We start from the raw sequence: 14,321 nt of genomic DNA on the forward strand, positions 1-14,321 counted from the left end.
AAGCTTAAATTTTGGTGATGCTATGCGTATTATTTCTATCCGACTTTTGCACAAATGCCTGATTGGTGTTGCCTGCCTGGTGCTGATGAGTGGCTGTACGTCGATGTTCGACAAATATGTTGAATGGGAATCCGTTGAGCCCGAGGCTTACCCGCTGCTTAGCGCGGTAGGTTATGCGCCTATCGCTTCCCAGCATGGTAACAGTGATTCTGAAAAGGCATTAATGGCAATGAAAGCGTCTAAACTGGATGCTTATCGTGAGTTGGCAGAGCAGGTTTATGGTCAGCAGATTAATGGCCAGCAATCGGTAGCTAATATGGTGATGAATAATGCTCAGCTACAGGCATCGGTAGAAGGAGTGATCCGTGGCGCCCGGGTTGTTAAAACCTACCCGGTAGGTGAGGACACCTACGCCACAGAATTAGAGCTGGACATGGAGCAGGTTTACAATATTTATCTTGCTACCGCACGCCCCCAACGTTTAAAAACGGTGAAATACTATTAATTGTCGACTCTAATCTGCAAGCACGTGGGCAGGCCAGCCCTTTTCAGCTCCGGTGAAGTCTTTTATAGTGGCAAAAACAATAGGAAGACCAGGGGGCATACATGGACAAGGTTATCAACCTGACAGAAACAGTTTGTTGTTCTGTAGCAGAGGCGTTTCAGTGTTTTACCGATGTCCGAAGAGTATGTCAGTGGTTAACCCTTGAGGCAAACATAACACCGCAGGTCGCGGGCGAATACGAATTATTCTGGGACCCAGAGAATAAAAATATTAACTCAACTATTGGTTGTAAAATTACGGCAATAAGCAAGAATCAGTTGCTCGCGTTTGAGTGGAAAAGTCCGGTCATGTTTAAATCGTTTGCTAATACTGGGGATCCGCTGACACACGTTGTTGTCTCTTTTCATTCACTGGGCGATAAAACAGTAATTCATCTGATTCATAGTGGTTGGCGAGCATCGCCAGAGTGGCAGGAGGCCTGTGCGTGGCAGCAACGAGCTTGGGAAACCGCGTTTGACAACCTCAAGTCTATGTTTTTCTGATAAAGCGGGAGACTGCAGTGCAAAGAAATAACACGGAATGCAACCGACCAATTAATACTTGGTCAGGCGCTGACGCCTTTGCCTGAAAAACCGCCTTTCTTTTTACCGGCTTTATCATAGGTCAGGGATTCTTTGGCGCGAACGTCCATCATCAGGTTGCGTAAATGAACCAGACGCAACTGGCCTTGCTCTACTGCGAGCTGATTAACTTCAGTGCAATACTGGCATTCGCTTAGTAATGTCTTGGCTTCGTCGATATGACTTTGAATTTCGTCTGGCAACGGTGCTGCCTGTTGCAGCACCTGAAGCTGAGGATTGATGATCTCATCAAGGTTCTGGATAGTGCTTAATAATGCTTCTTTTTCTTTCAACAAGGTCATTAGCGCCTCTGCATCACGTGAACCTATCAGATGCAACTCTTTATCCAGCAGCACTTTCAATGCCGCCAGGTTGTCAGTTTGTTGCGTCAGCTGTTCGGTTAATGCTGCGGTCATGCCTTGTCACTTATCAGGATTTTAAGCCAAAAATCTCAGATTCCAGTCGGGCAATTTTTTTAGCCAGTGACTGTGGATCAACCTTGTACTCGCCATTTTGAATAGCTTTCTTCAGTTTGTCGACCTTCTCCTGGTTTACCGGAGCGTCAGCACTTTTCTTTTGCACCTGATTCAGCTGCTGAGCAGACTGAGTCAGAGACACAGAATCCTGTCTTGGCGCACTGGTGGCCTGAGCGGTCGCAGCAGCGGCTTGTTGCGCAGCTGCTTTATTTTGTTGTGGCTGTTGCTGGCTGTTGACCTTGTTGTTGTCAACAGGAGCTTTGGGTAAGCCATTGTTTATATTGTTAATTGCCATAATTAATATCCACTACCTTCTTAACCTCACATATTATATCGGCCAGAGGCAGAATTTCTTTAGGCTCAATACCGTTTTTTGGGTAAAAAAACTGCGATATTTTTACACCTTATCACAGATTCACCACGACTTCCTGTGTGCTGGCAACTTCAGCAATAACAGACTTGTTGGAACTGCTGTTCACGACTTCAATATAATCGCCGATAACACCATCCTGCCGGGCGATGCCGGAGGTTTTTACCCGCATAGCACCAACCACTGCACTAATAGTAATTCTATCACCTTTGCAGATAAAGCATAGCATATTACTTTGCACTGGTTGACCTTCTCTGACCCGGTATTTAAGCCGGGCGCCAATTAACTGACTGAGATCGTTAAACGGGGTGTGGCGTAACTGCTTAACATCCACATCGGCCAGGGTCAGGTGCGATGAAGTTAAAACCGTATCGGGACTGATCATACTCGCTGTGACCACAATGGTGCGGGTGCGGGTTACCTTGGCACTGGAAAACAAATACCAGTTGTTGCTGTCACAGCTTACCCTTACGTTGAGATAAGACTGTTGCAGCGTGGCGGGGTCTACGTCAAAACTAAAAGGAACAGTGCAATCGGGAATATTAATCCGACTGTCTATCGGTGTCACACTGACATTAATATTATCTGCAAAATCAGATTCTTGGGTTGACTGCAAACGCGTTGTCAAATAGTTGGCAACGGCTTTGGTCAGGCGTTCATGAGAGGTTAATGCCTTTTGTTGGGCAATTACGTCAAAGTGAGCTAAGGTGATAGCTGTAGTCAGTATGAAAGCAAGTTGTGAAGGCAAAAGTAATGTTTTCAATATTTTCATGTTCAGATGTTTTCATTTTGACTATCATTAAATACAAATCAGCGAGTTTTGCTAATCTCAAAAAGCCGCGACAGTTTATTGACGCCACCTTTGTTTAACATGAAATACGCAAACTCTATGCCCATATTGAGAGAATGAGGTGAAGTATGTCTGGAATTTTAGATTCGGTTAATCAGCGTACGCAGCTTGTCGGTCAAAACCGACTCGAGTTATTGCTGTTTCGATTAAACGGACGCCAGCGCTTTGGCATTAACGTGTTTAAAGTTCGGGAAGTGTTGCAATGTCCGGCACTCACCTCCATGCCAAAGTTGAATCCCCTGGTTCGCGGTGTGGCGCATATTCGTGGACAGACCATTTCGGTGATCGATTTAAGTATGGCTACCGGTGGCCGGCGGATTGAAGATCTCAAAACCGCATTTATCGTGATTGCCGAATATAACCGCTCTGTACAGGGCTTTCTGGTTGGTGCGGTAGAGCGGATCATCAATACAAACTGGGATGCTATTATGCCTCCGCCACAAGGTACTGGCCGTGCGAGCTATTTAACGGCAGTAACCGAGGTGGAAGGGGAGTTAGTCGAAATTCTCGACGTTGAGAAAATTCTCAACGAAATTTCTCCATTAAATACCGAAGTGAGTGCAGAAGTTGCGTCTACACTGGATACCGAAGCATACAAAGATAAAATTATCTTTATTGCTGATGATTCCTCGGTTGCACGCAATCAGGTAAAACGTGCGCTAACAACTTTGGGACTAGAGATAGAAGTGGCCAAAAACGGTCTCGAAGCGCTTAAGCGACTAAAAGAAATTGCTGCTGAAACCGGCGATGTGACTGATAAAGTCGGTGTGCTAGTGTCGGATATCGAGATGCCGGAAATGGACGGGTATACCCTGACTGCAGAAATAAAAAATACGCCTGAACTTAAAAATTTACACGTGGTTCTGCATACTTCTTTAAGTGGTGTATTTAATCAGGCCATGGTGAAGAAGGTTGGCGCTGACGACTTTATTGCTAAATTCCACCCCGATGAACTGGCGTCTGCGGTACAAAAATGGCTGGGTCCTGATCAGTGATTAGCGGAGTAAAATCTGATTGATTAATAAGGAAGTATCGCCTGACGCTTACCGTCAGTTTCGCGAGTTTTTACAACAACAGTGCGGAATAGTGTTAGGTGATAATAAGCAATACCTGGTGCGCAGTCGCTTGGGCGGAATTTTGCACGAGCGCGATATCAAGAGCATTGATGAACTGTTGCGGCAATCCATTTCCGGTCGCGATCGCGCCTTGTTGCAGCAAGTTATCGATGCCATGACAACTAACGAAACCTTATGGTTTCGTGATGGTTACCCCTTTGAATTACTCATCCGACAAATTTTACCGGAACTTGCCACACGTCAACGGCGATTCCGGATCTGGAGTGCAGCCTGTTCTTCCGGACAGGAGCCTTACTCCATTGCTATGTCCGTGTTGGAATATCAGCGACTAAATCCTGGCGCAGCTAATCTGAGTGTCGAAATTGTGGCGACGGATCTATCCAGTAATATGCTGCGCAAGTGTGAAGAAGGGACTTATGACGAACTTTCTTTGGCCCGTGGCCTGTCGGCAGAACGCCGGCAGCGTTACTTCCAGCAACATGCCAGCGGCATGCTGCAAATTAAGCCTGAAGTGCGGCGGATGGTAAGCTTCCGTAGTCTTAACTTGCTGCACAGCTATTCTTCGCTGGGTAAGTTTGACATAGTGTTCTGCCGCAATGTGCTGATTTATTTTTCCACTGAACTGAAACAAAAAATACTGCAACAAATTGCCGCCCAACTAAATCCAGGCGGCATACTATTCCTCGGAGCGTCAGAATCTGTGGCGGCTGCGGCGGATCATTACCGCATGGTTAAATGCAACCCTGGTTTGTATTACGCCAAAAAAGACTAATCAAAACAATTAATTAGTATATTCTCTTCGTTTATTGCTAAATCCTTCTCTGCTGTTGGCATTGTGTTTGCTTTCTTTTAGATGTCAGAGGAGAAGTGTTATGGCAATCAGTTTAGACAAGTTAGTGGGATTCCATCAGAAGGCGCTCAATGTGCGCAACGATCAGATGGAAGTTATCGCCGGTAATCTGGCAAATGCCAACACCCCCGGTTATAAAGCCCGCGGCATCGATTTTCAGAAAGCTATGGCACAAGCCCAGCACTCAAGCGGCCAGTCGATGACCCGCACCCATGAAAAACATATAAGTGGCAACATGGTTTCGTCGAGCGAAATTGGTTTTCGGGTGCCAACTCAACCAGATACCGGCGACGGCAACACGGTTGAGGTACAAAACGAACGAAACGCGTTCCTGGACACCGGTATGCGCTATCAGGCAACGGTTGAATTCCTGAACGGAAAAGTTAAAGGCATGAAGAAAGCACTGAGTGGAGGACAAGGTCAATGAGTTTATTTGATGTTATGTCAATTTCTGCAACGGGTATGCACGCCGAGAGCGTTCGCCTGAACACCACCGCAAGTAATATTGCCAATGCAAACTCCGTTAGCAGCAGCGAGAACGAAACCTATCGTGCCCGCCACGCAGTATTTGCTGCCGAACTTAACCGCGCCTCCAGTGAGCTTAGCAAAGGTTCCGAAGTAAAGGTGATGGGGATTGTTGAAAGCGACCGTCCACTGCAGGTTGAGTACGCACCACACAATCCACTGGCCGACGATAATGGTTATATCTATAAACCCAACGTCAATATTGTTGAAGAGATGGCAGACATGATGTCAGCGTCTAAAGCTTATGAAACCAATGTTCAGGTGGCTGATACTACCAAACGGATCTTCCGTCGTGTGCTGACCCTGGGTCAGGGCCAGTAGTAGTGGTCATTAAGAGGATACTATTGTGAGTACGATAAGTAATACAACCACCGGACTGAACAACGACCTTTACTGGCAGGAAGAGACAGTAAAGGTTGCAGACGGCACTGAGCAGTCCTTATCTCAGGAAGATTTCTTTGCGCTGTTAACCGAACAGCTGGCGAATCAGGACCCGACCAAGCCTGTAGATAACGATCAGATGGTGTCGCAGATGACACAGTTCACCACCGCTGATGGTATTAACAAGCTCAATGAAAAGTTTGCAAGCTTTGCCACGTCAATGACATCTAACCAGGCATTACAAGCTTCCAGCCTGATTGGGCAGGATGTATTGGTTGAAGCCAATGTGGGTTATATGGGCAGTGAGGGCGCTGGGATTAGTGGCTTTGTGGTTAATGACCAGACTGTACAGGACATGGAAATTACGATTACCAATTCCACCGGTGAGATTGTTCGCACCATCAACGCCGGTACTCAGGCGCCAGGTAACATCGAGTTTAACTGGGACGGCACGGACAGCAGCGGCAATCTTATGCCGCCCGGCGAATATCAGGTCAGTGCCAGCGGCAATGTGAATGGTGAGGGCGTGGCAATTTCCACCGCTGTGCATCGTCATGTTAGCAGTGTTAGCCTGGCCGGTAGCAGCCAGGGCATTATTTTAAATTTAGAGGGTGATGTCAGTATTAATCTGAATGATGTCATCCAGATCGGCAGTTAGTAGGAGCAAAGCATATGTCTTTTAACATAGCACTTAGTGGCGTCTCTGCCGCACAAAAAGATTTGGACACTACCGCGAATAACATCGCTAACGTGAACACAGTAGGTTTTAAAGAGTCCCGGGCTGAATTTGGTGATGTGTATGCTGCCTCACTACTGGCAGGGGGTAAAACCAAAGTCGGTGATGGTGTGTTGACGCAGGAAGTCGCCCAGCAATTTACCCAGGGTAGCCTGCAGTTCACCAATACTGCTTTGGACTTAGCCATTACCGGTAATGGTTTTTTTGCTACGGTGCCTGAAATCACTTCCAGAGACTTTTCTTTCACTCGTGCAGGCCAGTTTAAGCTGGACTCGGATAACTTTGTGGTTAACAGTGCCGGTGAGAATCTGGTTGGTTTTCCGGTTAACGCCGATGGTACCAGTGCCTCGGTAGCCTTAAGTACCACAGTGCCAGTACGTATTCCTGATTCGTCAGGTAGCCCGCAACAAACCTCAGAAGTGGATATTCGCATGAACCTGCCTGCTGGCGATGCCGGGCTGGATCCGGATAACTTTGATCCGGAAGATCCACTTACATACAACGCTGCCACCTCAGTAACCGTTTACGATTCACTGGGTGACAGCCACGTGATGACTTATTACTTTATTAAAGACAACGCAGCAACGACGACTAACGAGTGGTATGTGGTATCAGCGGTCGATGATAATCTGGTGGATATGGTTAACTCCGATGGAACTAATTCTGATCCTACAACCGCAGTGAATACAGCGGGCACAGCAAGTGGTAACGCGGTTACTGCAGCCAAGCTTATCTTCAGTCAGGGCGGTGATTTCACGGGTATCGAATCACCGGATGGCATTGCTCAGTCAGATTTTAAAATTCGAACAGAAGCTTTAGGCGGAACAATCCTGGCCAATGGGTCTGATCCAACACAGCAAATTAACATTGATTTTAATTTGGAGCCAGGCGCTGCTACACCTAACGAGCCGACCCAGTTCGCCTCTGCATTTGAGGTGACTTCACTGGAGCAGGATGGTTTGCCGGTAGGTCGTTTAACCGGTATTGATATCGGTCCGGACGGATTGGTAAGAGCTACCTTCTCTAACGGTACCTCAGAGCCAATTGTGCGGGTAGCGCTGGTGCGTTTTTCCAACGAACAGGGTCTGACGCAGCAAAGTAATACCCAGTGGAAAGAGAGTATCTTATCAGGCGAAGCCCTGGCGGGTGAGGCCACCACAGGTACCTTTGGTGAAATTAACTCATCAGCACTGGAGCAGGCTAACGTTAACCTGACCACTGAGCTGATTGACCTGATTATCGCTCAGCGTAACTTCCAGGCTAACTCCCGTTCACTGGAAGTGAATAACCAGCTAAACCAGACTATCCTAAATATCCGATAGTCAATAATTTGTTACTCTAAGGCCGCATTCTGCGGCCTTTATTTTTCTCATTGTATATTCCTGCCGCATTGGCACTGCCTTTGCAAAGCTATAGATAATCTTTCTAAAGCGTCAAAAGGCAGTCATGGACAAATTACTCTATATCGCCAGTAGTGGCGCCAGTCAGGACCTGGTTGGCACGTCATTACGCGCCAATAATCTGGCTAATGCCCAGACCAACGGCTTTAAAGCACAGCTGGAACAGGCAAGGGCAATGCCGGTATACGGCGAAGGTTTGCCGTCCAGGGTATTTGCCATGACCGAAAGCCCGACCAACAACTATGAATCAGGTCCCATGATTCAGACCCATCGTGATTTGGATGTAGCGATTCAGGGCGATGGCTGGTTTGCTGTGCAGGATGCACAGGGTAACGAAGCTTACACCCGGGATGGGAATTTTCAGCTCGGCCAGAACGGTGTACTGGAAGACGTTCACGGTAACGTTGTGATGGGCGATGCTGGTCCCTTATTTCTGCCGGTGCCTTTAGATAATTTAAACATCGCCGCAGACGGCACCATATCGATTCGTCCCCAGGGCGCGCCGGCAGCAGTAATTGAAGAAGTCGGGCGACTAAAACTGGTTAAACCCGAATACAGCGACATGGAGCGCGGTAACGACGGCTTATTCCGCCTGAAAAATGGCACTGATGCCCAGGCTGATGAAACCGTTTCTGTCATGACCGGTATGCTCGAAGGTTCCAATGTGAACGCTATCGAGGAAATGGTCAGCATGATCAACCTGCAGCGCCATTATGAGCTGCAGGTCAAAATGATGAAGAAGGCTGACACGCTAGATACGCGCGGCAACATGTTATTACGCATTATCTAAATCTAATAGTTTGCCGTTAGACACGAACAGGCAGAGGAGAAACCATTATGCATCCAGCACTTTGGATCAGTAAAACCGGGCTTGACGCCGCCCAAACCGATGTCTCGGTGGTGTCCAACAATCTGGCCAACGCATCAACGGTAGGGTTTAAAAAAGACCGGGCAATCTTTGAAGATTTGCTCTATCAGAATATCAATCAGCCGGGCGGTCGTTCGTCTGCCGATACAGAGTTGCCCTCCGGTCTGATGATCGGCGCTGGCTCTAAAGTGGTGGCTACGCAAAAAGCCCACACTCAGGGGAATTTGCTCACCACGGATAACGCGCTGGATATGTCCATTCAGGGCCGTGGATTTTTCGAGATTTTGCAGCCCGATGGCACTATTGCCTATACCCGCAACGGTCAGTTTACGCTGAATGATCAGGGCCAGGTCGTAACCCCGGGCGCAGGTTTCCTGCTCCAGCCGGAAATTGCGATCCCTGAAGATGCTCAGCAAATTACTATCTCTCAGGATGGTCAGGTGTCAGCGTCTGTTCGTGGTCAGGCGGAACCACAGGTGCTGGGTCAGCTGAATATTTCTGATTTTGTTAACCCTACCGGTTTACAGCCTATTGGTCAGAACCTGTATGTGGAAACCGCCGTTTCGGGTGCGCCGTTACAAGGGGTTCCGGGCCTTCAGGGGCTTGGCACACTGGTCCAGGGCACGCTTGAAACCTCCAACGTTAACGTTACCGAAGAGCTGGTCAATCTGATTGAAAGTCAGCGCCTGTACGAAATGAACTCCAAGGTGATTTCGTCGGTAGACCAAATGCTTGGTCAGGTTATTCAGCAGCTTTAGTGATATAGGTGAGCGTATGTTACGTCTACTTCTGGTGATTATGTCTGTCGTCCTGGTGAGTGGTTGTGCCAGCACGGCGGCTAATCATGTACAGGCTAACGATCCGTCCTTCGCGCCGGTCATTCCCGAAATGCCGCGTGAACAAATCGTCGAGGACGGCGGATTGTTTCGTCCTCGCATGGCCAACAGCCTGTACTCAGATGTAACGGCACGCCGGGTAGGTGACATTATCACCGTTACGCTAAGCGAAAATACCAACGCATCTAAATCTGCGGGCACCACGACCAGTAAACAAACCGGGGTAGACGTACAGCCAATTACCGGGTTAGGCGGAAATGTCCTTAACCTTGGCAGTCAGTCTATTCAGCTGGGTGTTAATGCCTCCAACGATTTCGCCGGCGATGCGCAGGCCAACCAGAGTAACAGTCTGAACGGCAGTATTTCGGTCACCGTGGTGGAAGTGCTGGCTAATCAGAATTTGGTTATCCGCGGCGAGAAATGGCTGACCTTAAATCAGGGTGATGAATACATTCGTTTAACCGGTATTATCCGGGCGTCAGATATTTCACCGGAAAATGAAATTCTGTCTACCCGCATTGCCAATGCTCGCATTCAGTACAGCGGTACCGGCAGCTTTGCCCGTTCTCAGGAAAAAGGCTGGTTAACCAAATTCTTCTCATCCGAATGGTGGCCTTTCTAGGAGATATGACATGAGTAAATTGATTGCAGTAGTACTCTGTTGTCTGACGATGTGTTCTGTTGCTCAGGCACAACGCATTAAAGATGTGGCCAGTATTCAGGGCGTCCGGAGCAACCAGCTGATTGGTTATGGTCTGGTTGTCGGTTTACCCGGTACCGGCGAACAAAGCCCGTTTACCGAACAAAGTTTCCGAACCATGCTGACCAACTTTGGTATCAGCCTGGACCCAAACATTAAGCCTAAAATTAAAAACGTGGCTGCCGTGGCTGTTCACGCTGACTTACCGCCGTTTATTAAGCCGGGTCAAACCATTGACGTAACCGTGTCTTCGGTAGGTGAGGCGAGCAGCTTGCAGGGCGGTACACTGTTGCAAACGTTTCTGAAAGGCGTTGATGGCAATATTTATGCGGTAGCACAGGGCTCACTGGTGGTCAGCGGTTTTGGCGCTCAGGGCGGCGACGGTTCACGGATTATTGTTAACACCCCAACCGTTGGTCGAATTGCCAACGGTGCCTTGGTGGAACGTGCAGTACCGAGTGGTTTTGCCAGCGGCGACAGCCTGACCCTGAACTTACATTATCCGGATTTTTCTACCGCCAAAGCGCTGGCAGATGTGATTAATATGCGCCTTGGGGCACAGCCCGAAAAAGGCTATTCCATAGCAGAACCTCTGGATGCCGCGTCGGTGCGGGTAACGGCACCACGGGATCCCGGTCAGCGAGTTGGCTTCCTGGCCACCCTGGAAAACTTTGAATTTACGCCAGCCGATGCACCTGCCCGGGTAGTAGTTAACAGCCGCACCGGCACTATTGTGATTGGCCGGGACGTTCGATTGCTACCTGCTGCTATTACCCATGGTGGCCTAACGGTCACTATTAGTGAAAACCAACAGGTAACTCAGCCTAATGCACTGGCTGAGGGTGAAACCGCTGTCACAACGCAATCCATTATCGACGTGAACATGGCTGATAGCCGCATGTTCAAATTTGAACCCGGGGTAACGCTGGATCAACTGGTGCGTGCGGTTAATGAAGTCGGCGCTGCACCGGGCGATCTGATGGCCATTCTGGAAGCGCTGCGTCAGGCGGGTGCCTTACAAGGTGAGCTGGTGGTGATCTGATGGATATTCTTAACACAAAATCGCAGTTGGAGTCGGCACGAAACGTTCATGACTTATCCAGTCTGAACCGCTTGCGTGAAGCCGCCTACAGCAAAGATGACAAAGCGCTTAAAGAAGCGGCGCAACAGTTTGAAGCGATTTTTGTGCAAATGATGCTGAAATCCATGCGTCAGGCGCAGGATGCCCTGGCCGACAAAGAGAGCCCGTTTAACAGCGAGCAGGTTAAATTTTATCGCGACATGCACGACAAGCAGCTGGCCCAGGACCTTTCCAGTGGCGGCGGTGTTGGCCTGGCTGAAATCATCGTTCAGCAGCTTGGGCAGCACGATATTGAGGATTACATCCCTGCAAGTGTGGCGCGTAACGACGGCAATCTGGCATCGTTAAACCGGCAGCGGCAGTTGCGTACCGAGCAAGCGCAGCAAACGGCAGAAGTACTAAGTAGTGCCGAACACCGCCAAGCCTTCAAAGCGGCAGCATTTGAAAGTCCTCAGGCTTTTGTTGAACAACTATGGCCGGCGGCCAGCAAAGCGGCAGCACAGTTAGGCATAGAGCCACAGGCGTTATTGGCTCAGGCTGCGGTTGAAACGGGCTGGGGACAACATGTTATTCATCAGGGTAACGGCGAAAGTGGCAACAATTTATTTGGCATAAAAGCCAATGCCAGCTGGCAGGGCGGATCAGCGGCAGTCAGTACCATGGAATTTGATGGCACCGTCGCTCGCCAGCAGCGGGCAGCATTTCGTACTTACGATAGCCTGGAACAGGGCTTTGCAGATTACGTGCAGTTTATTATGCAGCAGGACCGATATCAGAGTGCGGTGCAACAAGCTGATGATCCCAAAGCCTACTTTAAGGCATTGCAGGATGCCGGCTACGCTACGGATCCAAACTATGCTGATAAAGTTATGGCGGTGTACCACAGCGACTCATTCAGGAGCTACCTGCCATGAGTAGTAATATCGATTTATATTCAATTGCTACCAGTGGCGTTAACGCCAGCAGTCGTCTGCTTTCAACCACCAGTAACAATATCGCCAACGTTAACTCAGAAGGATACGTGCGTGAGCGCACGGTATTCATTAATGAACTCACTGGTGGCGTGGGCCGGGCATCAACTGAACGGGTTGTCGATAAATTTGCGCAGAACCAAATGCGCCGCGACATTACGCTGGTGGGTGAGTGGGAAACTTTCTCAACCAAAACCTCCGCCATTGATAACTTGCTGGCGAATGAGGCGAATTCTTTAGCAACCGGCTTAAGTGATTTTTTTGCATCGGTGCAAACTGCTGCCGACGACCCCACCAATCTGGCTTCCCGCGATTTGGTGCTGAGTGAAGGTGATGCGTTATTGCGCCGTATGTCATCCATTGCCGATTACATGAATTACAAGGAAGAAGAGCTTAATTTAGAATTTGAAAGCATGGTGAACAATGCGAACAGCCTGATAGGCACCATTGGCGATCTGAATAAAGCGATTCTGGTGGTTTCTGGCAATGCCACGGGCGATCAACCCACAGCGCTGCTTAACGAGCGCGACAATGCGATTAACGAATTAGCGGAGCTGATGGACATCACGGTGCGCGAAAGCTCCAATGCCAGTGGCTCGTTGCTGGTTAATCTGGCCAGCGGTGAGTCGCTAGTACTCGAAGATGGCAGCTTTAATTTGTTTGAACTCACCGATAATGCCGACGTGATGTACAAACAGCTGCAACTGGCCACTAATTTTGAAGGTAACAAAAATAACACTGACATCCGGATTACGGAAAACGATCTCGGCGGCGCTTTAGGCGGCCTGTTCCGTTATCGTGATGAGATCCTGGGCCCGGCACAGCGCGATGTGGGCCAGTTGGCGGTTTCTTTTGCCGATGCGGTAAACACTCAGAACAAACTGGGTATGGATTTGGATTTTCAGCTGGGCGCGGATATTTTCACACTACCTGAGTTAGCTGGCATGCCCTATACCGGTACGCCGGATACGTTAATGGCATCAGGTCAGTTTACGCCAGGCAAAGGCCGCGAAGTGACCGATGCGGATATTCGGGTAACGGTGACCAATGTTTCCGCGGGTGTGCCAACCGAAGTCTCAGTGGAACTGTTAAACGGTGATGGCACGCCTAAACTGGATGAAAACAACCTGCCGGTAACGTTTACCGGAATCTCTTTAGGTGCAGGGTATACCGAAATACCGGGCGGCATAGAAATCGATTTTCAGTCAGCCGGTGGGTATAGCATCGGTAACGAATTTTTGTTCCAGCCAGTAAAATACACAGCCAGTGATATCACCATGGCGACCACCCGACCGGAAGATTTGGCCTTTGCCAGTCCAATTCGGGTGAACGTAGGGCAAAACAATTTGGGTGATGCCAGCGTTACGTCCACAAGAGTGACCAACACCACCGTAGATAATACCCTGGGCGCAGAAGCTTCTGCTTTTAACGGCGCCGGTGGGATCCATAATTTAGCGGCATCGCCAAGCCCAACGGTAGGTGCGCCGGTGCAGATTGTGTTTACCTCGGAAACCAGCTTTGATGTACTGGACGGAGAATCGCCTGCCAATGTGATCACCAGCGTAACCGGCGTAACCAACTACGAAAATTTGCTGGGGCAGGCTGAAGCTTCGGGTGTGCCCGCCTGGCCCTCGCAGTTTTCTGCATTAAATGACTATCCGGGTTATGACTTTAGTCTGCAGGGCAAGCCGGTAGCCGGTGACTCTTTTACTATTGGCTATAATAGTGAAGGCAGTTTTGATAATGAAAATGCGCTGTCGCTGGCCGGATTACAACGGGAATCCCTGGTTCAGTTAAGTACCAATGCCAACAGCAAGCCGCGTACCTTGCATGAAAGTTACTCTACGCTGGTAAGCCGTATTGGTGAAGAATCGGCCTCAGCCAGTATCGCATTGCAAGCTGCCGAAACTATGAAAGTACAGTCAACGGAATGGTTTGACTCAGTATCCGGCGTCAGTTTGGATGAAGAGGCGGCTAACCTGGTGCGCTATCAGCAGTCCTATGCGGCAGCCGCGAGAATATTGAGCACAGCTCAGGAATTGTTTAATACTATATTATCGGCGGTCAGGTAATCAC

At 49.0% G+C, this 14,321-nt stretch carries 17 protein-coding genes; 14 read left to right on the top strand and 3 right to left on the bottom strand.

Features of this window, described 5'->3' with window-relative positions; all coding sequences use genetic code 11:
• Positions 1-22 precede the first annotated feature (22 nt).
• Together BFC17_RS05495 and BFC17_RS05500 are read left to right on the top strand one after the other, a co-directional pair.
• Positions 23-505, top strand: a complete 483-nt coding sequence (locus tag BFC17_RS05495; protein WP_083271665.1) for an LPP20 family lipoprotein — start codon at positions 23-25, stop codon at positions 503-505.
• Between the two features lie 101 nt (positions 506-606).
• On the top strand, positions 607-1,047 hold the full coding sequence (locus tag BFC17_RS05500; protein ID WP_070175469.1) for an SRPBCC family protein: 441 nt from the start codon (positions 607-609) through the stop codon (positions 1,045-1,047).
• A gap of 62 nt (positions 1,048-1,109) precedes the next feature.
• Here BFC17_RS05500 and flgN read toward each other — a convergent pair whose 3' ends face one another.
• From flgN to flgA, 3 genes are all read right to left on the bottom strand, one after another.
• Positions 1,110-1,541: a flagellar export chaperone FlgN gene (gene flgN, locus BFC17_RS05505; protein WP_070175470.1), complete on the bottom strand. Its 432-nt coding sequence runs from the start codon at positions 1,539-1,541 to the stop codon at positions 1,110-1,112.
• 13 nt (positions 1,542-1,554) lie between these two features.
• Positions 1,555-1,896, bottom strand: coding sequence for a flagellar biosynthesis anti-sigma factor FlgM (gene flgM, locus BFC17_RS05510; protein ID WP_070175471.1), 342 nt, complete (start codon positions 1,894-1,896; stop codon positions 1,555-1,557).
• 112 nt (positions 1,897-2,008) lie between these two features.
• Positions 2,009-2,743 (bottom strand): flagellar basal body P-ring formation chaperone FlgA, encoded by a 735-nt coding sequence (gene flgA / locus BFC17_RS05515; RefSeq protein WP_070175472.1) that lies wholly within the window; start codon positions 2,741-2,743, stop codon positions 2,009-2,011.
• A 146-nt stretch (positions 2,744-2,889) separates the two neighbouring features.
• Between flgA and BFC17_RS05520 the strand changes: the two genes are divergently transcribed.
• The 12 genes from BFC17_RS05520 (at position 2,890) to flgK (ending at position 14,317) form a co-directional block, all read left to right on the top strand.
• A complete protein-coding gene (locus BFC17_RS05520; RefSeq protein WP_070175473.1) occupies positions 2,890-3,816 on the top strand; it encodes a chemotaxis protein CheV in 927 nt (308 codons plus the stop codon).
• Positions 3,817-3,835: 19 nt separating this feature from the next.
• Positions 3,836-4,669 (top strand): CheR family methyltransferase, encoded by an 834-nt coding sequence (locus BFC17_RS05525; protein ID WP_070175474.1) that lies wholly within the window; start codon positions 3,836-3,838, stop codon positions 4,667-4,669.
• Positions 4,670-4,769: 100 nt separating this feature from the next.
• Complete coding sequence (gene flgB, locus BFC17_RS05530) at positions 4,770-5,174, top strand: flagellar basal body rod protein FlgB (RefSeq protein ID WP_070175475.1); 405 nt, start codon at positions 4,770-4,772, stop codon at positions 5,172-5,174.
• Positions 5,171-5,593, top strand: a complete 423-nt coding sequence (gene flgC, locus BFC17_RS05535; RefSeq protein WP_070175476.1) for a flagellar basal body rod protein FlgC — start codon at positions 5,171-5,173, stop codon at positions 5,591-5,593. The genes flgB and flgC overlap by 4 nt, the downstream gene beginning before the upstream one ends.
• A gap of 25 nt (positions 5,594-5,618) precedes the next feature.
• Complete coding sequence (gene flgD, locus BFC17_RS05540; RefSeq protein ID WP_070175477.1) at positions 5,619-6,311, top strand: flagellar hook assembly protein FlgD; 693 nt, start codon at positions 5,619-5,621, stop codon at positions 6,309-6,311.
• 14 nt (positions 6,312-6,325) lie between these two features.
• A complete protein-coding gene (flgE, locus tag BFC17_RS05545; protein WP_070175478.1) occupies positions 6,326-7,711 on the top strand; it encodes a flagellar hook protein FlgE in 1,386 nt (461 codons plus the stop codon).
• Positions 7,712-7,835: 124 nt separating this feature from the next.
• Positions 7,836-8,579: a flagellar basal-body rod protein FlgF gene (flgF, locus tag BFC17_RS05550; RefSeq protein ID WP_070175479.1), complete on the top strand. Its 744-nt coding sequence runs from the start codon at positions 7,836-7,838 to the stop codon at positions 8,577-8,579.
• Positions 8,580-8,626: 47 nt separating this feature from the next.
• Positions 8,627-9,415, top strand: a complete 789-nt coding sequence (flgG, locus tag BFC17_RS05555; RefSeq protein WP_070175480.1) for a flagellar basal-body rod protein FlgG — start codon at positions 8,627-8,629, stop codon at positions 9,413-9,415.
• A gap of 16 nt (positions 9,416-9,431) precedes the next feature.
• Complete coding sequence (gene flgH, locus BFC17_RS05560; protein WP_070175481.1) at positions 9,432-10,115, top strand: flagellar basal body L-ring protein FlgH; 684 nt, start codon at positions 9,432-9,434, stop codon at positions 10,113-10,115.
• Positions 10,116-10,125: 10 nt separating this feature from the next.
• Positions 10,126-11,235: a flagellar basal body P-ring protein FlgI gene (locus BFC17_RS05565; RefSeq protein WP_070175482.1), complete on the top strand. Its 1,110-nt coding sequence runs from the start codon at positions 10,126-10,128 to the stop codon at positions 11,233-11,235.
• Positions 11,235-12,188: a flagellar assembly peptidoglycan hydrolase FlgJ gene (flgJ, locus tag BFC17_RS05570; RefSeq protein ID WP_070175483.1), complete on the top strand. Its 954-nt coding sequence runs from the start codon at positions 11,235-11,237 to the stop codon at positions 12,186-12,188. The genes BFC17_RS05565 and flgJ overlap by 1 nt, the downstream gene beginning before the upstream one ends.
• On the top strand, positions 12,185-14,317 hold the full coding sequence (gene flgK, locus BFC17_RS05575) for a flagellar hook-associated protein FlgK (protein WP_070175484.1): 2,133 nt from the start codon (positions 12,185-12,187) through the stop codon (positions 14,315-14,317). Before flgJ ends, flgK begins: the two co-directional genes overlap by 4 nt.
• The last annotated feature ends 4 nt before the right edge of the window (positions 14,318-14,321 follow it).

The sequence above is a fragment of the Marisediminitalea lipolytica genome (assembly GCF_001758465.1).
Classification (GTDB): Bacteria; Pseudomonadota; Gammaproteobacteria; order Enterobacterales; family Alteromonadaceae; genus Alteromonas; species Alteromonas lipolytica.

Excerpts from the sequence above, each read along its gene's own strand:
- BFC17_RS05495 (WP_083271665.1), top strand. The coding sequence starts at position 23 with ATGCGTATTATTTCTATCCGACTTTTGCACAAATGCCTGATTGGTGTT.
- BFC17_RS05500 (WP_070175469.1), top strand. The coding sequence starts at position 607 with ATGGACAAGGTTATCAACCTGACAGAAACAGTTTGTTGTTCTGTAGCA.
- flgN (WP_070175470.1), bottom strand. The coding sequence starts at position 1,541 with ATGACCGCAGCATTAACCGAACAGCTGACGCAACAAACTGACAACCTG.
- flgM (WP_070175471.1), bottom strand. The coding sequence starts at position 1,896 with ATGGCAATTAACAATATAAACAATGGCTTACCCAAAGCTCCTGTTGAC.
- flgA (WP_070175472.1), bottom strand. The coding sequence starts at position 2,743 with ATGAAAATATTGAAAACATTACTTTTGCCTTCACAACTTGCTTTCATA.
- BFC17_RS05520 (WP_070175473.1), top strand. The coding sequence starts at position 2,890 with ATGTCTGGAATTTTAGATTCGGTTAATCAGCGTACGCAGCTTGTCGGT.
- flgB (WP_070175475.1), top strand. The coding sequence starts at position 4,770 with ATGGCAATCAGTTTAGACAAGTTAGTGGGATTCCATCAGAAGGCGCTC.
- flgC (WP_070175476.1), top strand. The coding sequence starts at position 5,171 with ATGAGTTTATTTGATGTTATGTCAATTTCTGCAACGGGTATGCACGCC.
- flgE (WP_070175478.1), top strand. The coding sequence starts at position 6,326 with ATGTCTTTTAACATAGCACTTAGTGGCGTCTCTGCCGCACAAAAAGAT.
- flgF (WP_070175479.1), top strand. The coding sequence starts at position 7,836 with ATGGACAAATTACTCTATATCGCCAGTAGTGGCGCCAGTCAGGACCTG.
- flgG (WP_070175480.1), top strand. The coding sequence starts at position 8,627 with ATGCATCCAGCACTTTGGATCAGTAAAACCGGGCTTGACGCCGCCCAA.
- flgH (WP_070175481.1), top strand. The coding sequence starts at position 9,432 with ATGTTACGTCTACTTCTGGTGATTATGTCTGTCGTCCTGGTGAGTGGT.
- BFC17_RS05565 (WP_070175482.1), top strand. The coding sequence starts at position 10,126 with ATGAGTAAATTGATTGCAGTAGTACTCTGTTGTCTGACGATGTGTTCT.
- flgJ (WP_070175483.1), top strand. The coding sequence starts at position 11,235 with ATGGATATTCTTAACACAAAATCGCAGTTGGAGTCGGCACGAAACGTT.
- flgK (WP_070175484.1), top strand. The coding sequence starts at position 12,185 with ATGAGTAGTAATATCGATTTATATTCAATTGCTACCAGTGGCGTTAAC.